This window comes from Vreelandella sp. 162(4c) (genome assembly GCF_058152265.1).
This window is the reverse complement of record NZ_CM176981.1, coordinates 4,093,279-4,117,855: the sequence shown is the minus strand read 5'-3', so window position 1 is coordinate 4,117,855 and position 24,577 is coordinate 4,093,279. Positions and strand designations below refer to the sequence as shown.

The following is a 24,577-nucleotide window of genomic DNA, read 5'->3' as shown; positions in this document are numbered from 1 at the left end:
CCGGTAGCGGCCTGCCCCCGCGATGGAGAGGGCTTAGTTCACGACAATCCAATTTTGCCATGCAGTAAGCATCGGACCTTTATGTCTCAATCTCGATATCTGGTTCGATGATATTACTAATCGGCGTATACAGATCGATCTCGGTATCTGGCGCAGTCAAACTGATGATAAGCGAGTAGCGAGCATCCTGTTCACATACATGCGGATCGCGTCGCTCTTTCCACCAACCAGAGACAGGCTTCACACAAAGCATGTTGCGGGCTGCAAGCTGCGCCCCCGTCCCGCACCATACATCACTATGAATCGATCCTGCCGAAATGCTATCCGGCCCAAGCATCCACCCCCTATCTGGTTCCCGACGGGGCCCACCTTGATTTGGGTTCTCACGCTCCTGGGCATTAATTGCTTTACGAAATGCGGGTTCGGATTCCCGTGCACGCTTCAAATCAAATCGAAGACCAAAGGATTGATAACGCGCCGGATCAATGGCTGCCGATTTGCCAGGATTTGGCTCCACAAAATATGAAAGGGTGATTTTGAGTTTAAACTCCTGCTCCGCGTATTCTTCAAGGACGGCGCGCGGCCAAGGCAACGAGTAATAATGGCATTCGTTGAAGACTACGTTGCCTTTCCGCTTTCGCTTGTAAGGCTGGATCGCTCTTTGGGCGACGAGCGCAAGATCACTGGATGCCGAGGCTGTGGCACGCTCATAGGAAGGCACTCCATAGCCGAAGGTTCGTATCAGCTGCTTACGTGCGCGCAGGCTGTTTTCAGCGGCGAGCCGCTGCTTCATTGGCTCGGTCCAGTCAGCACTATGAACGATCAACCCCCGGATGGTTTCCGGCCAAAACGCATGATGATCCGCCTTCAAGCGCGCTGCCATTCGTGCGGCTTGCGCGGTCGCTGCGCTCGTAGCCGCAAAGTTCATGATTGGCAGACGATCAGTGTCTGCGCCAGTCGTCAGTAGCTCAAGGGACGGACAATCCACTAGATCCTGCCCGTTTCCAGAAACAGCACGATTACCCGCCTCAAAAACGACCTCAGGTTTTATCGGGGATTTACCCGGATGCCACGATGTCGAGTTTCGTGAAAACGGGCTAACATCACCGACGCTCGCAACGGCTCGATGATTTGCAAAATACGGATCAGCGGGGTCGATGTCATTTTTATCGGTATAGCCACCGACAGTCAGGGCATTCCAAGCCTGGGCTGGATCTTCGATTGGGTAGTCCTCAAGGACACCAAGACGAGAAGCCTGCATGGCGTTGCGAACATTGCCGCCTGAAATGCAAATCAGACGCCGCAGCCTATTTTCCTCATCACTAAGAAGATGCCCTCCGGCAGCACGGTCAACACATGCGCTCCAGCTACTAGCACGATCCCCGCTACGGTCTTCATTTGTAACAGCCATACAAAAGACTCGTCGTCTTTCCGGGTTCTGAACCTCAGCAAGTGCGACAGCATCCATTGTGATCGATCCGTAACGTACTGGGTCGTTGGGATCAAAACCATCAGCTGGCAATATGCGAACAGATTCCAAACGATGAGTAAGCGTATGCACGCTTCTGCCCTGAAGACGTGGAAAAAGGTCGCCGTGCAAGGCAAGACCAGCCATCGGCGTACCGTGACTACCAAGTATATTGTCCGTCGCGGGCCATTCGGGTTTGACACTCATCAAATCCGTTTCGTCAAGCGCTGGTTCAATAAGAACATGTGCCCTGTTTACACCGGTGTCGAGCAAGCAAACACTAGGTACATCGGTGCCGGGCCAGACCGTTCGTTCAGCCAGCTCTTCCGCCCAGTCGTGCTGATTCTCACGCTCATCTTCCAAATAAAAATTTGGCGTATCAGAGCCGCGACGTAGTTCCCCTATGCCATCGGCGACGATCAAAGCAAGTTCGACATCTGCGCGCCTTGCCAGAACGGGTAAAACGCTCGCCTCTGGAAAATGCAGCCAACGATCTTCATCGGCTGGACGGCATTCCATACGCCGGAATACGGCAGCAACATCAAAGACCTTATCTGGATTGCACCATATCTCCCACCAAATGCTCTCCTGAGCGTGTTCTGGAAGGCACGCCGGATTGTCTGTCCAGAATGAAAAAAGCCGGGCACGACGTATCGTCTCAATGGGCTCGACAAAATCTTTTTGTTTTGGCTTCCCACTACTGGTCAGCTCACCGGTCGCATAATCATCAAAGATAGTATCAAGAACCGGTATGGAGTCATCTGGAATGAAGACAACAACAGAGACGCTGTGGTTTTCATCGTCAATCTTGGTTGCACCGACAACGATGTTCTCGCGCTTCCGTTCTAGCTTCTGAACTTTCGCGCCTTTTTTGAGTTCGACCTCATAGTACTGACCCGCGCTTGGCGTAAGGCCCTCGGGAAGAGCGGCTTGTTCACGTTCCAGCGCGCTTTCCCGAAACGTTTCCTGAAGCTGTCGACGGAGCATGCTCCCATGCTCTGCTCTGGGACGCGGCGCTCTGCCGTCGCCGATATTTTGTGGAGGCGAAGTGTAGAGCCCACGAACGGCGGAGTTGGAAATATCGAAATGAGGCTTGTCGAAATATGACGGCATAAGTCCCTGTTATTAGTTATTTTTTTTGTTGGAAAAGATGTCATGCATCTCCTGCCGTTCTTCCAAACGTTGTAGAATATGGTCGGTTGTAATGGTGTTTCGCTCATCAAGAATAGCGGCTTTAACAGCATCTTCAGCCGCCTTTACAATCTCAGCTTGACTCAAGCCTGCGGCGGCCATGATTACTTTTTTCCAGGCAATCCTTCCAGTCTTAAACGGTCGGAGGCCCATCATTACGATCCGTTTTATATCTTCATCTGTCGGCAAATCAAAGCTGAGGACCAGATCGAAACGCCGCAGAAGTGCACGATCAAGAAGTTCTGGATGATTCGTCGCGCCGACGACCATGCTATCCGTTGCGTTCTCTTCTTCCATATATTGCAGGAAAGAATTCAGGACACGTCGCATCTCTGCAACATCGTTCGTCGCATTTCTCTTTCCGCCTACAGCATCAAACTCGTCAAAAAGGTAAACCCCGCGCTTTTTTGCAGTCTCATCAAATACAAGTCTTAGCTTGGAGGCAGTTTCACCCATGTAACGGGTAATCAGCGTCTCAAGTCGAATAACAAATAGCGGAAGGCGGAGCTGCCCGGCGAGAGCTTCGGCAGTCATGGTCTTACCTGAACCTGGCGGACCAAGGAAAAGCATACGACGGCTTGGAACCTTCCCATGCTCACGCAGCCAATCGCGACGAACCTGCTGACGCACAAAGTCATCAAGTCGTCCGCTTAGACGGGTGTCGAGCATAACGTCTTTGAGAACGTAGCGAGGCTCCCGATGCTCGATAATGCTTTCGAGTTCGCCACGTGGTTTGGCAAACTGGATAGGAACACTGGCCCCTGATCCAGTCCGAGCTGCGTCGACAGCGGCGCGCAGCTCACGCGCTGTCGTTTTATGCCCTTGACGCGCCTCAGATGCCGCGATTTGCAAGGCAATAGAGTAGAACTGCTCATCGTCGCCGTCCGCACGACTTTGCAGCATTGCCAGTATTTGCCTTGCATTAGACACAGTCTGCTCTCTCTTTTTTCCCTATTATCAACAACTTAATCACTAAACATAGTAACACGAGCTTAATGATTTTAACATAAAAAACTATTGCACTTTCAATAATTACCATCTGCAAGCACAGTCGCTATCTTGCGCCTGCAAGTAACTGCCCTCCTACCCCGCGGATAGTTTAACCACCATCGCAGAGGCCCGGCAGTGAGTGCATAGCTTCATGCAATGGAACAACCACGAGTACTGGTGCATGTTAACGCAGGCACAACGCCACACCTTTACTCAGCTCAAGCAAACCAGCCCTCAAATTAACGGGTATAGATATACATCAGCTCGACATAAGTATAGACGCTGCAACAGCAATGCTGCCCAGAGAGCTACTAGTTCAAGCGCGAAGCCTTGGTCAGCAGCCTCGTAGGCGTGCGTTCTACAGTTTTATCTTCGAGGGTTTCTTCATCATTATACCTAACTCGCCGTCGCAGCCCTTCAAGATGCGCCGTTGATAGTTTACGGCCTGCCGGAGGGTATACACGGTTTTAAACTTGGAGAGTGCCATAATTGCCCCAAAAAAATAAAAAAAAATGCCAGGGATGTCGGCCCCAGCATCTATGTCATTAGATATCGTGTTGAATTTTGAGGTATGGGCTCCGTCACGCAGCCATCACTTGGCTGATGCGTCGCTCCATCTCCTCATGGAATGCTTCGACCCGTTCAGCAATGGTGCGGATCATGATGTCGTCACGATACGCGCGCTTGATAAACATCGGCATACCGGGCCAATAGCTCACGAAATCGATCCATTCCCGCTCGCTGACCCATAGACCGCCCTGACATTGAGGTAGGTGCTCATCAGGTATCTCTCCATTCAACAGCACTTCTATTTGGAACTTGGGTAGCTTGGTTTTGATTTCTAGCAGGCCGTTAGCGCCTACCAGGCTGTCGGGGGAGTAACCCACCTCGTGATTGAGGATAATACCCACTTCCTGAGGCTGAGGTTCGCCGGTGGCATCGCAGTAAAGCGCACGTGCCACGCCTTCCAGCTCATGGCCACGACGGGTATGCGTGTTACCCTGAAACGGCTCGGCCAGCTCGCCGGTTATCCGCTCGCCGATCAACTGGTGCATGTAGGTAATGGCCCCGGCACCCAGTCCTCCAGGGCCTTTACCTTTAACCAGCAATGACTTTAGCTCCGACATGGTGACGCGCCCTAAGCGCGCCGCCAGCCACTCAGGGGAGCCTTGCGGCATAGTGAGTATCTGCATGGATGCCTCCTTTACTCAGGTAGGGTTGGTACGCCGTTCACTTAACGGCTCGCTTGGTGAGGGACGCCCTGAGCTTGTCGAAGTCGCTATACGGTACTTGCACAGCTGAGCCGTACTTGCCGCTAAACCACTCCTGGGTCGTTGCGGGGCATTGGCTGATCAAGCGTTGGATTTGGCCTGCCTGGAACGGGGTTATCGTCTTGATGCCCGCCTTGGTACTGGCGTTACCGTTATCATCCTGGCCGCGTGTGGTGATGTTGAGTAGTGCAGAAAGTACATAGCGCTTGCCGTAGCTGGTAGAGGAACCAAACGCCTGCACGGCATTTTTGTTACCACTCATATCCGCAGGTAATAGCATGCTGGTTTCTTCGCGGTGGCCATCCTTGTGCATCAACACCCCAGTTACCTGAATACCGCGCTCCTGTGTCTGAATACGAAAGCTCACCGCAAAGCCGTGCTTCTGCATGATCGGTCGCACGGTATCGACGATATCTTCCAACGTGGCGTAGCAACCGTTGTTGGTTTGCCCGCGCTCTTCAATGCTAGGCAGTTCGGTCTGCATGGCCGCCATGGCAGCGCTATAGGCCATCATGGCCTGACGATCCATCACCCGTTCCTGCATTTGTAAGAGACGCTCCATTTTGTCGATATCGACATCGGGATTGAGGGCCGCGCGTTCAATTACCTGGATGATCGCGGTGCTTTCTGCGGTAGAGGACGACTCAACGGGGGATGCTGGTACAGCGGTGACGGCGGCGGCTTTGGTAGTGGTTTGAGCCGTTATCGGACGGGAAGAAGAATTTACCACATTAGAGGATCGTGCCATGGGGCACCTCCATTGAAACAAGGAATGATGGTGATGCCGTATCGCCAGGCATCGTTATGAAGTGATCGCGGTATTACTCCGCTAAATGCTGGGCTAGCTCATTGGCTTTAATTGGCACTAGCCGTACCTCTGCTCGATAAAACGTGCCTTGAGCGCAGACCACGGTGTCAGCGCGATGAGCATGGTTGGCTATTAGCTCCTCAGTCAGGCGTGTCAAAGCAACTTCAATGGCATGGGAAATAAACGTCATGGCAGTACCTCGTGGCATAAGCCCCACAGCAAAACGCCCAGCCTTTGAGGGGCTGGGCGTCTATGCCGGGGCGATGGTGGATATCATTGGACTGGGAAGATCACAGAAAGGGGTAAAACGAAGCCCAACAGGTGGGTTGGTTAAGACACTAGCGCTAACGCGGCATCCAATGCCTCCTGCTTGAGTTGGGCGCCCTGACCAAACCACGCCGAATCCATACGGGTGTCGTTGCTGCGTGCCCGTTTGTCGTGGTCCACGTACTCAGTCACGGCATTAAGCAGGCCCCAGGCGGTGTCTTTGGCGGTAACCAAGTGAGAACCCCGGCCTTCGCCGTGGTAGAGCTTCTGCACCTTGTTCAGGGCCCGGTAGTTGGGCAGCTTAGAGGGATCATCTATTGGTTTCTCGGCCCCGCAAATAACCGACTGAAAATACTGCTGCGCTTCACGGTGATCGATCTTGCGTTCTGCCAAGGCCTTCATGCGGTACATAAAGTCGTTCCACTGCGAGACGGAGATACCCAGTTGGCTCTTCACTGCTCGGGGATCAAACTCCGAGCGATGGGGTACTTTCACGGCTTGTGAGGTGCCATCCACCGCAATTTGCAGCGTGTTATTACACACCACCCTTACCGTGGTAGGCGTGGCCATGGTCGCCAAGGTGCCGTCACACGAGGTCGCCAGTAGTAAATAGTCGTTTACTTCATCCTGCCCTTTAAGCGAGGTACTCAAGCCACTGCGTGCCAAAGCCCAGAACTTACGACCACCTTTGAGTACCCCAGCGGTCTCCAGCTCATATCCGGCGTATTCGGTGAGGTCCCGGTAGAATTCCAAAATTTCTTCAGGCTGAACCACCTTATAGCGCTGGGACACCACTGATAGCGGTACCTTCGTATCGGAGCGGTAGAGCACCTTTTGTTCGGGGAATGAGTGAATGCTGCCCAGGTGGCTTGCACCCTCGGCAATAAAGCGAACCGGGGCTTCTTCAATATGCCAGTTCATACCGGCCTGTTGCTGCCAGACTTCCAGCGGTTGGTGACGAGAAAGTTGCTGCCCCAGGCCATGCCAAGGGGTATTGCCAACATAAGCCATTTGTTCGACGAGATGAGCCATTACAAACTCCTTCAGATTTTTCAACATTAATGAGCGCGCACGGCATAACGGCCCGCCCTGAATAAGGCGGGCAAGCGAATGCGTGTAGAGGTAGTCGTCGTATTAAGCGGTAGAGAGGGCCGCTGATAGGCGGTTATTCAGCGTGGGGACGAAAGGTGCAATCACAGGCACCGCAGACGTAGTTATCGAGCATTTTCTGATCAAGCTCATGGCCCAGTTTGGCACCGGCAACACCAAAGGTTGTGCCGCCTAACAACCCGCCAAATACGGCACCGGACAGGCTGCCAATGGTAATGCCTGCTGGGCCTATCATTGCGCCTACCAGCGCCCCCGCCTTGGCACCACTAAGGGCTCCGACAGCCCCAGACGCAGCACCGGCGGCGACCCCAGTGGCACCGCCGACCTTTCTTCCTATATTGCGAGATATAACATTTGGGGAACCGCACTTTGGACAGTGGGGTGTCATGAAGATCTTCCTCCATTAGCAGTAAAGTTGATGCTGGCTAAGCCATCCCTGATAGCTTCATGGAGGTAGTATGTGGCTGAGATTTTTTTGAATCGAATGCCCCACTAGGACAACACGGCCATCAAGGCCCGTATTCACCGGTCATACGTCAGCCACGGCAAAAGGTGGGGTTTTACGGCCTGCGACGGCCACTATCGAGGAAAACGGCTGGGGCGATGTAATTGTTTACTGCCTTCCCGAATAGGATGCAGCGACCCGTGACGCCATCCCGTCACGGTGTCTTGTGTCGGTCAACTCAACGGAATTTCCTGATAACGTGTCTTTTGTGACATTGATAGGGTTTCACTGGGGATTGGGAAGCAAAGCATAGACGGAGCCTTGCCTGTCGGTATGTCTCATTCGAGGGTTTAGTATTATAGGCATTCAATAGGGTCTTTATGAGCGCTTATGGGCTCACTTGTGATAGCCCATTCAAGGCATTCAGTATCCGCCAAGACGTGGGCCCACACAGCCCACGGTGAAGTCCTCCTCATGCTTGAAAGATCATCACTGATTACGGGTAAGCAGACGTGTTGAAGACGTCTGCTGCCCTGCCTGTGGTGTCGTAAAAGGCGATTCTTAACATCGCCATGCTTACTTCCCCTACGCCACAAGACCACCGCTGCGGATCGTTCTCTCAACCTATCCGCGAGGTGTACCCATGTTTGACCACCATCCACTGCGTCATCCCCTAAACGATAAGCTCCGCCTGTATTACGACAATATCTACCAAGGGTTCGACGTCAGCCAGCGTAAGAATGGACCATTGATTGAAAATTACCTGGAGCGTGCCTTTCTGACCTTGAACACCATCTGCAACCTTCAGCGAGAGGTCTTTGTTTTTCGTATTGATCTTCGTTTCCCTGATGCGATGCAGCGGTCATCGATGCACGACAATAATGACGTCCTGGCGGCCTTCTTCCGTTACTTTCGCTACGAGATTCGCAAGGCCAACACCAAGCACCAGACCCCGGTGCGCTACCTCTGGGCACGGGAGCAGGACACCAGCGACAAGCCGCACTACCACGTGATGATGTTCGTCAACAAGGCGGCCTTCGACAACCTCGGGTACTTTGCCCCGGACGAGTACGGTATGTACACGCTGGATAACCTCTATCACCGAATGATGCGAGCATGGTTGAAGGCCATGGGGTTTGATCCTGACGATTCCTGGTTTAAACAGCTGGTGCACGTCAGCGAGAACCCGGTGACGGAGGTTCCCTGGTCGCGCATCCTGCATCGCCATGATTGGGTCAGCATGGATGAGACCATGTTCATGGCCAGCTACCTGTGCAAGGCTCACAGCAAGACGATCGGCCAGGGTATGCACGTCTTTGATTACAGCCGTGCCTAATACTATGCGTGAAGGGTCCGTCACGGGCGGACCCTGTCTAGCTGACGTGATGACTTTGATCCCTCTCCCTTCTACCTTGCAGGAGACCTACCATGACGAACGCGACAACGTTCCCGGTATCCCCGCCACACCCTTGGGCATCATCGCTAAGGTCTCAGCCCCACACTGCGATGCCTGCTGTGCATCCCTTCCACGACCCGCTCAGCGAGCATCGCCTGGCCATGCTGGAACGCAAGGAGCCGACCCGGCGACTGGTGCGTGACGTGATCGCCATTCGCCGTGCGCGCAAACTCAGCCAGGCGGCACTGGCCAAGGAGTTGGGGGTCAGCAAGCGCACCTGGCAAGAGTGGGAACAGGGCCGTCGCCTACCCTCGGGCGTGGGCCAGGCCCTGCTGGATCGCTGGGCCCGCGAACAGCCAGAATGGCCGGGGGATTCGCGCTATTAACGGCGCTAAGTGATTGATTATTAATTTTTGGGAATTTATCTCTGATACAAAAGTGACAATAACTTTTTAGCAATTCTGATAAAAACTTTTTGCGAATTTGATAAACTCTTTGGCTCCCGATGATTTCCCCATAACGATGCTGCCGAGCCACTTCCATGACCTTGCCCCCCGACGACACTGCCTCTGCCGAATGCGCTTCCACGCCCAACCGTTCGATGGCGATTGCCTGCAGGTTTAATCGACGTGAAGACACGGGGAAGAAAGAATGGATATTTTCCTCCCATGATCCCGTAAAGCAGTTGCCTGACATCGACAAGGCCATCCTGGCGATCCCGCAGCGGCCTTTGCAGAACCGATTGTTGGAAGATGACTTTGTGGCAATGCCACTTACACCGGCACAGCTGAAACATCACCGACGTTGGCGAGTGAAGGAACGCAGCCGGTTCCACCAATATCGCCTTCACCTGGAAATCCTGATGCAGCTGAATGATGGTCGACATCATCTCAGCTTGCCTGCTCGGGCGTTTCTCAAGCATCTTGCCTGGTGCTGCCAGGAACCTTACGAACGACGCAACCTGGCCCTACCCGAGCACCTGGCACGTCAGATCAGCCAACAGTTTCAAGCATCGCTCGAATCGTTGACCCAGGAACTCACTTCCCCGGCCTTCAAGCGTCGCGTCAAGGAGTCGGAGACCCTGGCCAAGTCACGCGCTTCATCGCTGCGAACGTGGATGCGCTTGGCCTTTCGCCAAGCGCCGTACTTGCTCTGGGTACCGATACAGCTGGGTTATCGAAACCCTCGCTACGCTGATCTGGCCCAAACCTTGAAAGATCGCCAGACGTTCCTCAAGAATCGCCGGGGTAATCCACTGTTTAATTATTTGGTGGGCTACGTGGGAAAGCTCCATTACTTTCCGGGGAAGGGACTGGTGCATGACATGATCTTTCTTTATGACGCCCGATACGTTCAGGAAGGAGCTTCCTTGCCGCAGGCATTTGCTCAACGTTGGCAGGATACCACGCACTACCATGGGACAACCTGGACGGAAGGCGAACTGCTTCATCCCGAGGCACCCAGGATCAACGGTATGTGGTCCCTGGAGACCGAGGAAGACCATCAACGCCTGAAACATTTGATTCGTTATCTAAGCCATTACGATACTTACCTGCACTACGACATGCCCCCGCACACACGAACTCTGGTGATGTCGCAACGTCCGGGCAAGAAGCGCACCACCAAAAAGAAGCCAGCAAGCGGACTGTTAGCGAAAAGGACACGCGAGATGTCATCCTGACGGAGAAGGCTCCCTAGACACAGATCGCAACTGACGGAGGCTCCACGGGATCGCTGGCACTGGTTACAAGGATGTTTTATCCTGTCGCGCATTGTTTCCCCTATCGTCAGGCCACCCAATGACCGACCCGATCACCCAACACGAACAGCTCAAGCGTCAACAGCAACGCATCCAGGAACAGCTGGAACAGCTCGAAAAGGATGAGGCCTACCAGAAGGCAGTGGCGTTCAAGAAAGACATCGAGGATGTCCTCGAGATGCACGGCAAGACCACCGACGAACTGCTACGAATCTTCGGCAAGGTAGCCAAACAAAGCCCCGGCAAGGCATCCTCGGGTAAGGGAAAGGGCACGTCACTGCCGTTGAAGCGCTACACCAACCCGCACACCGGGACAGTCGTGGAAGCCAGGAGCCTCAGAAAGCCCGAGCTACAGGCATGGAAAGAAGAATACGGTGAAGAGACAGTGAAAAGCTGGGCGGAGAACATCGACGAGACCAAGACACCGTAACGCGCTTGCGTGGCACGTAAGCAGGCAATAGCGCCCTGACTGGGCGATTTCATTACCCCCCTAACACAAAGGACGTTTCATGCGGCTTTCGCCCGACCTTCACGCCGATCTGAGCCTAATGCCCATCGACAACGCCGTACTAGCATCACAGCAGCGCATCATGTCACGCACTTGCGCAGGACGAACGTGGGTCTGATAGCTGACGGGGGCAGAAGAAATTTTCATAGCCGCTAAAATGCCTAAAAGATTAGTAGTTTAACGCAAAATGGATGGCCTCCGCCTACGGCTTTATTCCATAAAGTTAGTAGGTAGGTAGGTAGCTAGGTCACGGCATAGAAAGCCGCAAAAAGCGGCTTAGACAGTGATTCAGGGTGTTATGTGATAAGCACACTACGCGCAGTATTGTAAAAGCAGGCTTTAGCGCTCAGCACTACCGACCGGCAGCAGCTGTTGAGCTAATTCGTTTACTGTCTGTAAAGCTTCATTCCAGGTCGCGGGCTTATCGTGATAAACCAGCGGGCCGATAAAGCGCTCGTATCGATCCTGATGGATAGGATGGGTCTGTAAGCAACCCAGGCCATATAGCAGTTCATCCGCTGGGCTAGTGACGAATTGCGCATGTTGGTTGCCAAACTGAGCTACGTCCGTCTGTATTACTGCCTGTACTAGCGTGCGTAATGCGGCCATGTCATATCCACCGGATGTCGCCATGTGAAGATCGTAGACGTGCCTCACCAACGTTTCGTCGTCTTTTCGGGAAGGATCACGATTCACGTGAGCTGTGCGACGCAGTAATGCCACCAGCTTCTCGCTGATCGTGGCAGGCAGGCTAACCACCGGAAAGGAAGCTACCTCTGGGGGTAAATTAAGAGCCTCGGCATACAAGGAGCTGACAGAGCAAACCACGGCGGGCTCATAAAGTTCTGATGCTGTGACATCTAGCTTCAAGTCAGGTCGAAGCGCAGAAATGCCGCCTTGGGTTCGGGGATAGCGAACGGTAAACTCCGCATACCGGTACTCGTTACGCTTGACGGTACCACCATCGGGATCAATCTCTAGAATCTGAGAACGGCTGATGATTGTTTCTATTTCGGTCAGCGCCGCCTTTCGTGCTGCCTTAAGCGCCGTTCGAGACATGCCCGTTGCTATCCCATCGCGTGGAACAAGCTTGATATCGATATCCTCGGACATACGGAAAAGCTTGTGGTGGGCTTTTGCTAGGCTGGTACCCCCTGCGAATACCAGCTCAAACGTTTCCGAATGCAGCGCTGAAAGCAGACTCAATAACTGGACGGCATAAACATCTTTTTCCACGATAGCAGGGCTATCAATGCCCAGCGCATCCGCCACATCGGGAAACAACCCCGGATCGATGTTCATGCAGAAGCACGCTCAATACCCAAGCGATATTTGCCGTAGGCAATCTGGCGATGAAACGGGCCTTTCACTTTGACCATCACTCGCGCCGGAATTTGTGTGCGGCCCGCCTGATAAGCCTTTTCTGCACTGGCTGGCTCCCACTGCACCCCTAGGCGATTCAATGCCTCTTTGGCGGCTTGATCAAAGCCACCGGGCGCCGCAATCATTGGTTTACCCGTGATACGGTTTGGGCGCGCTTTAGCGTATAGCCCCTTGCCAATACGTACTAATCTTCCCTGCGCTTCTAATTGCCGAAGCACACGCCCAACTTGGTCATAACCACCCAGTGCAGCGAAATCATCACGTAGAAATACCATTCGCCGACTTTTGCGAATTTTGTCACGAATGCGTGACTCAAGCGTTTGAGTGGTCATGTAACGCCTCCAGTAGCAGGACAATGACGATAGTTACTCTATACCTTCAGACTGAAAAACTCAAAAACACGACATCATTAAAAAACAAAATTTATTTTTATTTTTGTTAATCATAAGCTTACTATATAAATTATAAAACATAACCGCCGCAAATCTCTCAACGTCTTGCCTCTATTCTGAGCCGCCCAAAAGCAATCTCAGCATGTAAGAAGCGAAATATCGTTTTCCTTATCACACCACCACCGTATGGGCGAAGCGTCGCAACCATAGAAAACCAACACCCGCTGGCACCAAGAGACCCTCCATTCAGCAGTTCTTCCCTAAACTGGTGTGCTTTCCCTTGAATCTCATCGAAAGCTCTCAATTGCTATGCACAAAGTGGTTATTGAGCGCCGTTTCCTTGAACACCTTTATTTCTGGCTGCTTCGGCCACTAACTCACCACTACTTACCAGCTTGGCTACTTACTAACATCAAGAAAATACCGAGGGTTCTATTGGTTGTCATAGAGGCCAGGCGATCGAACGTATGCTGTAAGGTTAACAACATCAAATCATGTCACGCACTTGCGCAGGAAGAATATGGGACTAATAACTGGCGGGGAGAAATAAAATTTTCGTAGATTACAGGTTGCCTTATTCCTTGGCTTTCTGCTCTGTAGTCATCCAGCGGAAGCAGACCTTCTGTTATCAGCTCTAGGGGCTTGACCGTAAATCTGACTATTGGCATGGACGAAGGAGCGAAAAATCAATACATTTGCGTATTGAGAAAGTCACCACACAGATAGGCAGCTCTGTATGAGTACAGCAACAACGATCGGAGAGAGGCTACGCCAGCTCATGGAAGAGCAGGGAATTGGTGAAAATGAGTTGGCTCGGCGCTCCAAGGTGCCACAGCCAACCATACATCGCATACTCAAGGGTGTGAGCAATTCTCCAAGAATCAATAATTTAGAGAAGTTAGCAGCCTCGCTAGGGACTACTGCTAGCTTTCTTGCCCATGGCGACGGAAGCCAAGGTCCCGTCGGGTTGCCGAACAGTGGAATACCAGGGATTGTGATAGGAGCAGCAGCAGCATCTGCTTCAGCCGTATCTGCACGGAACGATAGAGCGACCCCTCCCCCGCGTCTTTGGTTGTACCCAATCCTCACTTGGTCCGACGCTATGAAAGCTAGTCGGCTGGAAGCGCTTGCAACCAGTGAAGAAAATCGATTTGAATCAAGTGAATATTTAAAGAACGGAGTGGCTTTCTGGCTCAAGATGTGTGGTGATGCCATGGCTGCGCCTATCGGGGTCTCTCCTAGCCTACCTGAGGGGACGCTTGTGCTATTAGACACAGGTCTACAGGCGGTGCCTGGAAAGCTGGTCCTTGTCGAACTCCCTGACAGCCCGACGCCAACGCTCCGCATGTTGATAGAAGAGAGTGGTCGGCGCTACTTGAAACCACTTAACCCAGCCTACCCACTGATTTCATTAGACAATAACTGCCACATATTGGCGGTAGCTATCGAAGCTAGGATCAAGTTGTAACTTCCCTCACGCATACTTCAGGTCCTCCACAAGCTAGGCTCGCCTTCTTTAATGCGAAAACGAATTGACTATCTAATGCGTTTTAGTATTATAGCCTCATGACCAGCTCCATGAGGCAACAGAGGTTTCCCATGTCAAACAAATTGCTAAAACCAGAAGACGTTGCAGAAAAACTAGGCATGAGCCTCAGCTGGGTCTACAGCAAAAAACACAATATCGGGTTCATCCAGTTTGGCAAAGCCGTTCGCTTTGAGCATGAGGCCGTTGAGGAGTACGCTAGAGGATGCAGGCGCGATCCTCAGTTAAAAGGGGATCGAAAATGGGATACACCGCTTCAAAAAGAAAGGACCGTGAAACGTGGATTGTCCGCGCAAGGGTCAACGGCCAGCGCACTCAAAGAACTTTTCGCACAGAAGAAGAAGCAAGGCAGTACGCACTAAAGGCAGAAGCCCAGCGCCAAGAAGATGAGTTCAATGGTGTTATGGGCCGTAAGCCCAAATACACCTTCTCAGAGGGACTGGAGCAGATGGTCAGCGAATACGACGTCGCCTCCCAGAAGCAGCACATACTACTGGTGGCAAGATGGATGGATGAACATGCCCCAGGCATCATCATTGGCCAGGAACTTCTCAACGCAGCCCGGAAAATGCAGAAGGCTCTTAAAGAGAAGGGGTTGGCGCAGTCAACCATTAACAACCGCATTCAAGTCGTTAAGCGCGTTCTCTCGCTATCCTATCGAGAATGGGATTGGATCGACTTGCCGCTCGACGGAAAATTAAGCAAGCCCTCGCCTAAAAATGAACGCCATGTTTATCTCTCCGAATTGGAGCTTGCTGAACTACTTGACGCAGTACCCGAGCGGTATCAGATCGAACGGAAGGTGATTTTGTTAGCCATGCTAACAGGGATGAGGCGCGGTGAGCTGATGGCACTGGAGCCTAGAAATGTCTACAACGGCCGAATCGTGCTCAAACCACACCAGACGAAAAACGGTAAACCCAGGGTCATTCCGCTGTCAGAAGAAGCAATACCGCTGCTTGAAAACTTACCATTTGCTACAACGGGCGATAGAGTCAGGGGAGCATTTGAAAGAGCTCGAAAAGCCATTGGGCGTCCAGACATCCGTTTTCACGATATGCGCCACTGCTACGCTTCATTACTAGCCAGTAAGGGGGAATCACTAACGAGTATCAGGGATTTGCTAGGGCATTCATCGGTGACAGTGACCAACCGGTATGCTCACGCTGATCCAACAAGATTTGACAGTGTGGTGGCCAGATTGCCGCGCATCGGCAACCAAATGGCAACCAAGCACTGACAAAAAGAAGCTCTAATCTCTGTAACCAATTGATTTTATTGGTGGGCCCAGTAGGACTTGAACCTACGACCAAGGGATTATGAGCCGTGTGAATAGCGTGCCAATAATCGCCTTTGGTCGTTTTTTCAACCAGTTACTAAATCTTCCTCTGCCTCTACTTGCCTCTACTCTTCATCAGTGTTGACACATTGTGGGCATTAACATATTTCATTCAATAAATTCGGAATATTTTAATCTTCATTTTCAAGTCTAGATATCTCCATCATTGTTTTAAGGATTTCGTTATGTATATCAACTTCATCATTTTTTGCAAATTTTATAAAGTCTTGTAGATTTTCAAGCATCTGACTATCTGTTCCTTCAAAGCCATATATATTATATTTATGCTTCAACTCTTCAATTTCTTTATGACTTTCACTGACTCTATGCTGAGTCCACATTAGCTTATTTTGTAAACCGTGTAGCTTTTCTTTTAAAATTGACAAGCTTTTATTTTCATTTAGCTCATCCTTATTTATTAGCCTTCCATCTCTGAAAAAAAGCCTAGAATTCTCAATCTTACTGTTTTTGCCTTTTGCACTCACTTTTACTTTGTAATTATTACTATTTTTAGAGAGCATCTTGTTAACTTCGTTCATTTCCTCCACTGCTGCCTTGTCGCTAGAACCGCCTATTTCTTTAGAAGAAATACTTAGAAAATTAGGCCCCGTATACATATAAAACTTATGACCGGTTACACTTTCAAACTCTTTTATCAACTCTACTCTTGGCCCTAAATTTTTACCTTTACTTTTATTCCACCAGTCTTCTTTATCATCTCCCGTAACTAGCACAATATTTTTATTATCGGATATGCTTTTTTGAATAATTTCATTCCATATTATCAAATCACCATAAACACGCTTTTTATCTTCAACAGTGACATCATCTTGCTCTATATCTCCTTTGAATTTTTTAATGTCTTCATATCCTGGAGGAATTTTATTTTTATACCTTGTGGCTCCATCCTTAAAAACCCTTTCAAGTTCTTCATCACTTAAACCTTCTCCAACCCTCCCATCAAATATATCTACTATCTCTTTTCTAATCTCATCATCACTGACTCTAGACAAATATTTTTTACCATTAGCACTTAACTCCTCTTTCATTTTATCGGCAGCATTAAAAAAATCTTTTGAGGACTTTTCATTTATAAATGGATGCTGTCTTCTTTTTTCAAATACACTTTTTAAATTCGACAAAAATTCATTAATCTGATTACTAGTTTCAGTATAGTAGGTTTCTTCACTTGCTATTACAGAAGCTCTATTCCTTAAGTATTCCTCACTTGCTTGGCGGGGTATCCACACTCTGTCTTTGAAATACCTCAAAGATTTCAACAAGCTTTCTTTTGTAGGGTCTGAGTACCTATATAAATCAATAATAACGTTGGCATCAAAAACAAATATGCAATCTTTCCATATTTTCTCGACTTCTTTTTTATCTTTAAAATATTCTGGAAAAAGATCTTTCATATTCATTTACGCTTCCCTTTTAACAATTTTCTTATTTTTGCTTGAATTACAATAAAAACAACAGAAAAGATGCTCATAATCAATGCAAACTTAATTATTTCTTGAAAAGCTTCTCTTGCTTCATTTGACATGATCCCAGCCCCTTTATCCACAATGCCTTCCCCCCTGGAACCATTTATCAACAACCCTTTTTGCTAGTTGGTATCCGTTCCCGTTTTCTTGAGGTCAGCACGAGCTTTTTCTATTTGTGGGCTGATTTGACCTGCTTCTTCGATCACCTGCTCATGCATTAACCACATCGTGTACTGAGGAAACGCATCAACAATTTTCTTCATTACTTTGAATGAAGGCTCATTCCTTCCGTTTTCTACATTTATCAGCGTTTGCTTTGGAACCCCTGTCATATCGCAAAACGCTTGTCTTCCTAATCCCTGGACTTCGCGTACTTCACGAATTTTTTCCCCAATGGGGGTTGACGTATTGTCCATATGGGCTATATTCCATTTGAGACATGGTGTTCCATATGAGATACACCAAATTTTCAAAAAGTCGAACTCTAATTCAAAGACTATCACAGCCCATTACAGTGCAGGTAATGACACATGGAAACGAGTAACGCGCCCCAGGTTCCGGCCACAGTGCCAACGATGACCATCGAACGCTTCTCGCAGCTCTCTGGCCTAGATGAAGGTGTCCTTCAAGGCCACATCCGCCGCGGCTACCTCCCCACCATCAAGGTTGGTCGTTACCGCATGATTAACGTGGCCCTCCTCAACGCCCAATGTCTCAACGCGGAGGAATGGTCATGATCGCTATAGCCGCCCAAGCTCCCGTTGTGGCCTTAGATGCCCCTAACGCACTCCTAGACACCGATACCTTCACTATCAACGTTCAAGAGCTCTTGATGGACGACCAGCGCGCTCCTGGCATGGTGTTGCTTCACCAGCACATTGCCAAAGATTTTGAAGATGGCGGTTTCAGCTTCATCAACGTCCCAGCGACGCACATGCTCGCCCTCGACCTGGACGACGCCACCATCACACGTATGGTCGCCATTGACGATTGCCTTCGTTACAGCATCGTTTTCAAGCACTACCAGCACGCTCTCGACTACCTCGCCAAGCACTACGGCCTCGCCCAGGCCATCGACCGCGCCTCTACATCTACCGACGCCTCCCCTTGCTCATCGGTGATTGTTGTACCGGCGCATCTATCCACACCCCCACGGCTAACGCGCCTACCGTTATCCACAACGGCCTTTAGCCCTTTTGGAGTTATCCACATGAGTAAAAAACAGCCGATCCGCGTCTTTCTCGATCCGGAAACCCACAGCCGCCACTTGATCCAGGCGGGCACCAACGGCCTGACCTCCTCGGCCTTATCAGAACGGCTGATTGAGTACGGCCTTGCCCAACTGGAGAGCGGCGACAAAGCACCGCTGGAAGCCCTTTCCCGTGCCGCCTCCCCCGCTCCCAGTGCCAACGAGGCTTGATCTATGTCCCCCTGCCCGTCATCCGTCGCCCTTCGGTCGCACGGCGTCCTTAGCCAGCAGCGGACAGACTGTCAACCCCTGTTTGTGGGGTTTAAACAGGGGTTGACCGGCTGGCCGATGTTGGCTGCCGTGCAGAAAGACCGAAGGGCAAACGGAGGGCGGGAAGGGGGATCCCCCTGCCTCGATTCCCGAGCTCTGAGGGAGCGGGGCCAGCGGTGCCTCCACGGCCGGGACTATGCACGCGCCGCCACCTACTACGCCCAGGCGGAATACCTGGCGCTGGTACAAAACGGCGTTACACCTGAAACCACTGAGCTATCCATTCTCGCGGACTACTGCCTAACCCAAGCCGCCAGAACCTAACGCTAACGAAAAGGAACCACCACCATGATCAACACTATTCAAGCCCACGTTATCGGTGCCTCTCGCTACAAAATGGATAACGGCGTCCAGGGCGCCAAAATTTCCATCATGCAAGCAGCCTCTGCTGAGAACGAAAACGCTATCGGCAATCAGGTCAGCGTCATGACAGCGCCCTATGACATTTTCGACCAGCTCCACGCCGCTGCCCCGCACATGCCCTGTGCCATGGAGCTGGAAATCGAACTCCGCACCTCCTCCGCGGCTGCCGGTGGCAAAACCGTGCTTCACGTCATCGCCGCCCGCAAACCCAACGCCACCGGTAGCCAGCAGCAAGCTACCGCCAGCGACAAAAAATAGGATTCTGAGCCATGGACACAACAGAAATTAGCGGTCTGTGGCTCCTGGTTTATTGCGTCGGTCTCGTACTTGCGTTCGGGATCGGCGCGATAAATGGGGGCCAACGATGAACGATATCAGCATCACGTTTGTGGTTGGCTCCCTTTTCGCGTCCTACGCCCTCGGTTGGGTGTTTGGACATTCAATCTTGATCTACAAACGTTTTATGGAGTCTGTCTCATGACCCTTAACAACATCGTACACCACGTAAAACACGCCGCTACCACTACACGCGGCAAAGTCGCTGGCGGTGCTGCTCTACTCATGGGCTCGGCAGTTGCTCACGCACAAACGGCACCCACCGGCGCAGAAGCGGCGTTCAATGAACTTCAATCACAAGCCTCTGACATGGCGGGTTACGCATGGCCGGTCGTGGTAGGGGTGGTCGGTTCACTGCTCGCTATTGGCCTGTTTAAGAAATTTGCCAACAAGGCCACTTAATACCGCTTTAACAGGGATCAACCAAGGGGCGGAAACGCCCCTTTTTATATAGCGAGGGGAACATGATTAAAAAAGCCGTTTTACCCGTCTTATTAACGCCTTTTTTAATGGTGTTTTCTATTAATGCTATTGCCAATTACATGTCTTTTAGAAGCATGAACAATACTTTTCACAACTCCCCTTCTGCTGCTTGCACTTCTGTTTTTTCTGGTCGTTCTCCATCCTTAAAATATATATCTGATAGTTTTGCATGCTCTGTTGAAGCTTTTAAGAACTCTGGTGGTGGTTCTAGACACATTTATTCTGTTCAAGCTACTCCAGTTACTTGCCCATCTAATAATCCTAAAGTTTGTGTTACCCAGGAGGCGTTTGATTACATTAGTCAAAACCCAAGATCTATACCTAAAATGACTGATGAAGAGTGCCAATCTGAAAATGGTGATACTTTCACCACCAGCAATCATGATACTTATAATTATTTACAAGCAGGTGGTTCTGTAAAATCGCATAACGGTGCTTGTACTGTTTCAAGCCCTGGCGGTGTTTCTGGCTGTACTGGATCTGGTGAAAGTCTAAGTTGCATTATTGATATTGAGTCTTCATCAACTAATGAATACGGTATGTATGGTGAACATATTACTGGAGGCTTGGATTCATCTTCTGATGGTACCTTTTCTGTCATCGATTTTAATACCCCTGACTATCTAGAGCCTCTCCCTGGCAACTGCTCTGATCCGTCTAGCTGCGTCACCATTGGCGATACCTCTTATTTAGTCGATTGGGACTCTGCTCCCGACTATTTCTCCTATGTCGATTCCAATGGAACCACTTACTCCAAGCCGTCTAGTGGTGGTGGCTCCGGCGGTGACAATGGTGGTGGCGATCCTACCGACCCCACTGACCCAGGCGGCGATAACGGTGGCGGTGGCTCCGATGGCGGGTCAACCGTGCCAGATTTCGAGTTTGATGAATCCGGCATCATTGAGGCTATCGGAACCGCTGGCCGTTCCAACCGTAACGCGATCAATGCGCTCTCCAACGATGTAACCGGCGCAATTAGTGACCAGACCAACAGCTTAAATAACGCTACCACTACCCAGACCAATGCGCTCAACAGCACGTTAAACAATCAAACCCATAGCCTGACAAGCTCACTTGACGATCAGACCAACGACCTCACCACGGCCATTGATGACCAGACCGGTTCTTTAAGCGGCTCCCTGGATGCCCTCGGCACGTCCATTGTCGATGCGATTAACAGCCTTGGTGCTGACGAGGGGGAAGGTGATGGTGAAGGTGACCAAGAAGGCTTCTTTGAAGGCTTGGTTGACAGTCTCGCGGATCGCTTTGATAACAAGATCGACGGGGCACTTAACCCAAACGGCATGCCAGGTGATTCTGAAACCGCTGGCATGATCGACGGTGAAGGCGTTGCCGATGATGTAATGGAATCCCTTGAGCAAGGGGCCGATCAATCAAACACCGCCATTTACGACGAATTTGAAGGCATTTTTGAGGGCGGTGGCATTATTGATGGGGCGCTTGAACCCCTACGCGACTTCGTTACCTCCTTTCTTCCCAGCCTACCTACCGGCGGTTGTACCCCGCTCACCTTCGGCGCGGGTGAACGCTCATTCACTATTGATTGTGAAGGCTTCAATTTGTTGAAGGCAGCGCTTTCATGGGTGCTGTTCTTCTTTACCGCCTATCAGCTTATTTCCATCCCGATGGATGCTCGTAAGAGTCAATAGGAGTTCTCACCATGGCCGCATTACTTCGCCTTCTCTTAAGTCGCTTCGGGATCTTGCTTACCGAGTTATTGACCCACTTCGGCGGCTTATTTGTCCGTGCTTACTTGTGGCTTAAAGTTGCCAAGCTAGGCATTTTCACTATAAAGCTCGGCATCTTTTTTGGCATTTTAACCGCCATGATCAACGGCATTAAATTGCTGGGTAATTCCCTCATTGTGTCCATGCCCCCCATGCTGGCCGATGGTATCACCCGTGTCATGCCCGATAACTTTTATGCCTGTGTCACGACCATTCTGTTGGCCAAGTTCATTGTTTATACCTTCCACATTAAAGATCGCGTCTTACACATGGGGAGCGATGTGTAATGGCCGTTTACGTCGTCACCGGCAAGCTAGGCGCCGGTAAAACCCTCGTCGCCGTAGGGAAGATCAAGGACAAGCTAAACCAGGGGTGCAAGGTCGCCACCAATCTGGATCTGAACCTGGATAAGCTGATTGGCGAAAAAGCCAAACAGACCCGCTGCTACCGCATCCCTGATAAACCCGTCCTTGCCGACCTGGAGTCCATCGGCACCGGTACCGACGATTACGACGAAAGCAAAAATGGCCTGTTGGTGCTGGATGAATGCGGCACCTGGTTTAACGCCCGCTCCTGGAACGATAAAAGCCGTCAGGACGTGATCAACTGGTTTTTGCACGCTAGAAAACTGGGCTGGGACATTATTTTCCTGATCCAAGACTTGTCGATCATGGACAAGCAGGCCCGCGTCGCCCTCGCTGAACACGTCGTTTACTGCCGTCGCCTGGATCGTGTCTCCGTGCCCTTTGTCGGCGCGATTTACTCCCTCTTTGTCGGTTCCAAGATGCCCTTGCCAAAAGTGCATCTAGGCATCGTCAAATACGGTGATTCCCCCACCTCCATGGTGGTTGAACGCTGGACGTACACCGGCCGCGCCCTCTACCCCGCTTACGACACCAAGCAAGCCTTCTCTGACCACTACCCCCATGGCACTTACTCCGTGCTGCCGCCCTGGTTCACCCACGGCAGGCTTCGTGTGCCTCATGACGCGAGGTTCTACATGAAAATGACCCGTATCTACTGGAAACGCTTTAACCGCCCGTTGCTCTCTCTGGCCTCCTTTGTGCTGGGCTGCTTTATCACCCTGTCGGTACTCGTCGCCGACCGCGTGAATGCTCGATCACAAGACGACACGCCCCCCGCGGCACCGCAAGAACTGCCCGACTTTAGCACCACCCGCATCGCCAGCTTTAGCCAGTTTGGCGACCGCACCACTTACCGCCTCATTGATAGCGACCGCCAGTCCCTCACTACCGACGATCTCGCCCGCCAAGGCTTTGGCATCGTCCCTGTGAGCGCCTGTCTAGTTCGCGTAGAAAATGGAGTCACCCATGCTGAAATTCGCTGTTAAAACCGCCGCGTCGTTCGCCCTGGCTACCGTCATCGCCACCAGCGCCCACGCCACCCCGATCCAGATGCAAGACACCGATATCCGCGACTTCGTGCGCTGGTACGTTGAGCAAACCGGTACCCCGTTGGCGATTCACCCCACGGCCACCGGCACGCTCACGGTGTACGCCCCCGATGTGCCTGATCACCAGTTGGATGAGTTCTTTCAAGGCGTGTTGAGTTCCCACGGCTACACCATCCTGCCTGGCAACCCGCCGACTGTTGCCCCGGCCAGCCAATCAACCACTCCAAAAACACCAGGCGTTTTTGCTCAACCAGCCGAACCACTCGATCCCGCCGCCGCGATCGCCAACGCGCCCACGCTCACCCCGCCGCCTGTACCGCAGGCCACACACCTGTTCTCGTTTAACAACGTGCGTGCGGACGATATCGCCCCGCTGGTCACCACCTTTCTGACCCAGAACGCCCAAGACGGCACTACCCTGTCCCGTGTGCAGGTACTCCATGCCTCCAATGCCATTTTGGCCAAGGGCCCAGAAAAGCAGCTTTCACAGCTGCAGGAGCTACTCCCCCAAGTGGACGTCGCCCACCCTCAACTCCTTATCCAGGCGGTGATCTTTGAAACCACCGACGGGGATACCTTCGATCTAGGCGTCTCGCTGGGCAGGTCAACCGGTAGCGGTGTCGCCGGTGGCTTCAACACCGCCAACCTCGGCACCTCGTTAGCCTCCTCCGGCGGCACCTTCGGGATCTTCGACGGGGATGTACTCGCGTTTGCCATCAACGCCTTACAGCGCGACTCAAGCTCCAACGTGTTATCCACACCGCAAATTCTCACCCTCTCCGGCAAACGGGGCACGATCTCCATTGGCCAGAATGTGCCCTTTGTCACCGGTCGCGTCACCGGCGAATCAGCAGACGTTAACAGCCCCTTCCAGACTATCGAACGCCGTGATGTGGGCATCCGTTTAAACGTGCTGCCGGTGGTCACCGCGTCCGGCTTAGTCATCATGGATATCACCACCTCCGCCGACTCGCTCACGGGTTCACTGATCGCCTCCGACATCATCACCAACCAGCGCCAAATCAACACCACCGTACAGATCCGCTCCGGCCAAACCCTTCTGTTAGGCGGCCTATCGTCCCAGGATGACCGTACCCAGGTCTCCGGCGTTCCTGGCCTCTCCAGCATCCCCGTTGCCGGTCGCTTATTCCAAAACGAATCCACCTCCAACCAGCGCACCAACCTGCATGTCTTGCTCCAAGCGACGGTATTACCCCGTTATGACGCCAAGCGCGTGAATACCCAAGCACCTGCTGCCGCCAGCCCGTTACTACCTGCGCAGCACGGGGTGACGGGCTGGCGGCAGCAGGTCGAGACCCTCCCTGTAACACGTCTCGCAGAATAACGGTGAAAC

General features: G+C 51.7%; 28 protein-coding genes. 16 read left to right on the top strand and 12 right to left on the bottom strand.

The features are described from left to right. Positions 1–79: 79 nt before the first annotated feature. From AC4EYZ_RS18935 to AC4EYZ_RS18905, 7 genes are all read right to left on the bottom strand, one after another. The gene (locus tag AC4EYZ_RS18935) at positions 80–2,581 is read right to left on the bottom strand and encodes a S8 family peptidase (protein WP_490203947.1); all 2,502 of its coding nucleotides are present in this window, start codon (positions 2,579–2,581) and stop codon (positions 80–82) included. Between the two features lie 12 nt (positions 2,582–2,593). Further along, a complete protein-coding gene (locus AC4EYZ_RS18930) occupies positions 2,594–3,589 on the bottom strand; it encodes an AAA family ATPase (RefSeq protein ID WP_474191824.1) in 996 nt (331 codons plus the stop codon). Positions 3,590–4,230: 641 nt separating this feature from the next. Beyond that, positions 4,231–4,842, bottom strand: a complete 612-nt coding sequence (locus AC4EYZ_RS18925) for a lambda exonuclease family protein (protein ID WP_474191825.1) — start codon at positions 4,840–4,842, stop codon at positions 4,231–4,233. Between the two features lie 37 nt (positions 4,843–4,879). Then, positions 4,880–5,668 (bottom strand): ERF family protein, encoded by a 789-nt coding sequence (locus tag AC4EYZ_RS18920; RefSeq protein WP_474191826.1) that lies wholly within the window; start codon positions 5,666–5,668, stop codon positions 4,880–4,882. A gap of 73 nt (positions 5,669–5,741) precedes the next feature. Then, on the bottom strand, positions 5,742–5,918 hold the full coding sequence (locus AC4EYZ_RS18915; RefSeq protein WP_161491498.1) for a hypothetical protein: 177 nt from the start codon (positions 5,916–5,918) through the stop codon (positions 5,742–5,744). Positions 5,919–6,058: 140 nt separating this feature from the next. Then, the gene (locus tag AC4EYZ_RS18910; RefSeq protein ID WP_474191827.1) at positions 6,059–7,027 is read right to left on the bottom strand and encodes a DUF932 domain-containing protein; all 969 of its coding nucleotides are present in this window, start codon (positions 7,025–7,027) and stop codon (positions 6,059–6,061) included. A 133-nt stretch (positions 7,028–7,160) separates the two neighbouring features. Beyond that, a complete protein-coding gene (locus AC4EYZ_RS18905) occupies positions 7,161–7,493 on the bottom strand; it encodes a hypothetical protein (protein ID WP_474191828.1) in 333 nt (110 codons plus the stop codon). A gap of 700 nt (positions 7,494–8,193) precedes the next feature. Between AC4EYZ_RS18905 and AC4EYZ_RS18900 the strand changes: the two genes are divergently transcribed. The 4 genes from AC4EYZ_RS18900 to AC4EYZ_RS18885 all read left to right on the top strand — a co-directional run bounded on the left by AC4EYZ_RS18900 (position 8,194) and on the right by AC4EYZ_RS18885 (position 11,135). Continuing rightward, the gene (locus AC4EYZ_RS18900) at positions 8,194–8,886 is read left to right on the top strand and encodes a YagK/YfjJ domain-containing protein (RefSeq protein WP_290698548.1); all 693 of its coding nucleotides are present in this window, start codon (positions 8,194–8,196) and stop codon (positions 8,884–8,886) included. Positions 8,887–8,978: 92 nt separating this feature from the next. After that, the gene (locus AC4EYZ_RS18895) at positions 8,979–9,332 is read left to right on the top strand and encodes a helix-turn-helix domain-containing protein (RefSeq protein WP_474191829.1); all 354 of its coding nucleotides are present in this window, start codon (positions 8,979–8,981) and stop codon (positions 9,330–9,332) included. Positions 9,333–9,487: 155 nt separating this feature from the next. Next, a complete protein-coding gene (locus AC4EYZ_RS18890; RefSeq protein ID WP_474191830.1) occupies positions 9,488–10,627 on the top strand; it encodes a hypothetical protein in 1,140 nt (379 codons plus the stop codon). Between the two features lie 118 nt (positions 10,628–10,745). Further along, on the top strand, positions 10,746–11,135 hold the full coding sequence (locus AC4EYZ_RS18885) for a histone-like nucleoid-structuring protein, MvaT/MvaU family (protein ID WP_474191831.1): 390 nt from the start codon (positions 10,746–10,748) through the stop codon (positions 11,133–11,135). Between the two features lie 417 nt (positions 11,136–11,552). On the opposite strand, the gene AC4EYZ_RS18880 is transcribed toward AC4EYZ_RS18885, so the two are convergent. Then, the gene (locus AC4EYZ_RS18880) at positions 11,553–12,515 is read right to left on the bottom strand and encodes a nucleotidyl transferase AbiEii/AbiGii toxin family protein (protein WP_474191832.1); all 963 of its coding nucleotides are present in this window, start codon (positions 12,513–12,515) and stop codon (positions 11,553–11,555) included. Next, positions 12,512–12,928: a DUF6088 family protein gene (locus AC4EYZ_RS18875; RefSeq protein ID WP_474191833.1), complete on the bottom strand. Its 417-nt coding sequence runs from the start codon at positions 12,926–12,928 to the stop codon at positions 12,512–12,514. The genes AC4EYZ_RS18880 and AC4EYZ_RS18875 overlap by 4 nt, the downstream gene beginning before the upstream one ends. 796 nt (positions 12,929–13,724) lie before the next feature. Here AC4EYZ_RS18875 and AC4EYZ_RS18870 point away from each other — a divergent pair. Both AC4EYZ_RS18870 and AC4EYZ_RS18865 read left to right on the top strand, forming a co-directional pair. Beyond that, positions 13,725–14,456, top strand: a complete 732-nt coding sequence (locus AC4EYZ_RS18870; RefSeq protein ID WP_474191834.1) for an XRE family transcriptional regulator — start codon at positions 13,725–13,727, stop codon at positions 14,454–14,456. A 319-nt stretch (positions 14,457–14,775) separates the two neighbouring features. Further along, the gene (locus AC4EYZ_RS18865; protein ID WP_474191835.1) at positions 14,776–15,774 is read left to right on the top strand and encodes a tyrosine-type recombinase/integrase; all 999 of its coding nucleotides are present in this window, start codon (positions 14,776–14,778) and stop codon (positions 15,772–15,774) included. 230 nt (positions 15,775–16,004) lie between these two features. On the opposite strand, the gene AC4EYZ_RS18860 is transcribed toward AC4EYZ_RS18865, so the two are convergent. The 3 genes from AC4EYZ_RS18860 to AC4EYZ_RS18850 are packed head-to-tail and all read right to left on the bottom strand — an operon-like array spanning position 16,005 to position 17,776. Then, on the bottom strand, positions 16,005–17,294 hold the full coding sequence (locus AC4EYZ_RS18860) for a PIN-like domain-containing protein (RefSeq protein ID WP_027958594.1): 1,290 nt from the start codon (positions 17,292–17,294) through the stop codon (positions 16,005–16,007). After that, the gene (locus AC4EYZ_RS18855; RefSeq protein WP_155706250.1) at positions 17,291–17,440 is read right to left on the bottom strand and encodes a hypothetical protein; all 150 of its coding nucleotides are present in this window, start codon (positions 17,438–17,440) and stop codon (positions 17,291–17,293) included. Before AC4EYZ_RS18855 ends, AC4EYZ_RS18860 begins: the two co-directional genes overlap by 4 nt. A gap of 42 nt (positions 17,441–17,482) precedes the next feature. Next, positions 17,483–17,776, bottom strand: a complete 294-nt coding sequence (locus tag AC4EYZ_RS18850; protein WP_051430520.1) for a helix-turn-helix domain-containing protein — start codon at positions 17,774–17,776, stop codon at positions 17,483–17,485. Between the two features lie 114 nt (positions 17,777–17,890). Between AC4EYZ_RS18850 and AC4EYZ_RS18845 the strand changes: the two genes are divergently transcribed. The 10 genes from AC4EYZ_RS18845 to AC4EYZ_RS18800 all read left to right on the top strand — a co-directional run bounded on the left by AC4EYZ_RS18845 (position 17,891) and on the right by AC4EYZ_RS18800 (position 24,568). Then, positions 17,891–18,097: a hypothetical protein gene (locus AC4EYZ_RS18845; RefSeq protein ID WP_027958595.1), complete on the top strand. Its 207-nt coding sequence runs from the start codon at positions 17,891–17,893 to the stop codon at positions 18,095–18,097. Beyond that, on the top strand, positions 18,094–18,780 hold the full coding sequence (locus AC4EYZ_RS18840) for a hypothetical protein (RefSeq protein WP_474192126.1): 687 nt from the start codon (positions 18,094–18,096) through the stop codon (positions 18,778–18,780). Before AC4EYZ_RS18845 ends, AC4EYZ_RS18840 begins: the two co-directional genes overlap by 4 nt. 3 nt (positions 18,781–18,783) lie before the next feature. Beyond that, the gene (locus AC4EYZ_RS18835) at positions 18,784–19,143 is read left to right on the top strand and encodes a hypothetical protein (protein WP_490203946.1); all 360 of its coding nucleotides are present in this window, start codon (positions 18,784–18,786) and stop codon (positions 19,141–19,143) included. Between the two features lie 24 nt (positions 19,144–19,167). Then, the gene (locus AC4EYZ_RS18830; RefSeq protein ID WP_474192124.1) at positions 19,168–19,500 is read left to right on the top strand and encodes a hypothetical protein; all 333 of its coding nucleotides are present in this window, start codon (positions 19,168–19,170) and stop codon (positions 19,498–19,500) included. 11 nt (positions 19,501–19,511) lie between these two features. Then, positions 19,512–19,610 (top strand): tail virion protein G7P-2, encoded by a 99-nt coding sequence (locus AC4EYZ_RS18825; protein WP_425270291.1) that lies wholly within the window; start codon positions 19,512–19,514, stop codon positions 19,608–19,610. 109 nt (positions 19,611–19,719) lie between these two features. Then, entirely contained in the window at positions 19,720–19,980 is a 261-nt protein-coding gene (locus tag AC4EYZ_RS18820; protein WP_443603665.1) for a major coat protein, read from the top strand. Between the two features lie 62 nt (positions 19,981–20,042). After that, entirely contained in the window at positions 20,043–21,731 is a 1,689-nt protein-coding gene (locus AC4EYZ_RS18815; RefSeq protein WP_474192123.1) for a hypothetical protein, read from the top strand. An 11-nt stretch (positions 21,732–21,742) separates the two neighbouring features. After that, the gene (locus tag AC4EYZ_RS18810) at positions 21,743–22,096 is read left to right on the top strand and encodes a hypothetical protein (RefSeq protein ID WP_273194850.1); all 354 of its coding nucleotides are present in this window, start codon (positions 21,743–21,745) and stop codon (positions 22,094–22,096) included. Continuing rightward, complete coding sequence (locus AC4EYZ_RS18805) at positions 22,096–23,160, top strand: zonular occludens toxin domain-containing protein (RefSeq protein ID WP_474192122.1); 1,065 nt, start codon at positions 22,096–22,098, stop codon at positions 23,158–23,160. The genes AC4EYZ_RS18810 and AC4EYZ_RS18805 overlap by 1 nt, the downstream gene beginning before the upstream one ends. Beyond that, positions 23,141–24,568 (top strand): secretin N-terminal domain-containing protein, encoded by a 1,428-nt coding sequence (locus tag AC4EYZ_RS18800; RefSeq protein WP_474192121.1) that lies wholly within the window; start codon positions 23,141–23,143, stop codon positions 24,566–24,568. Before AC4EYZ_RS18805 ends, AC4EYZ_RS18800 begins: the two co-directional genes overlap by 20 nt. Positions 24,569–24,577 lie beyond the last annotated feature (9 nt).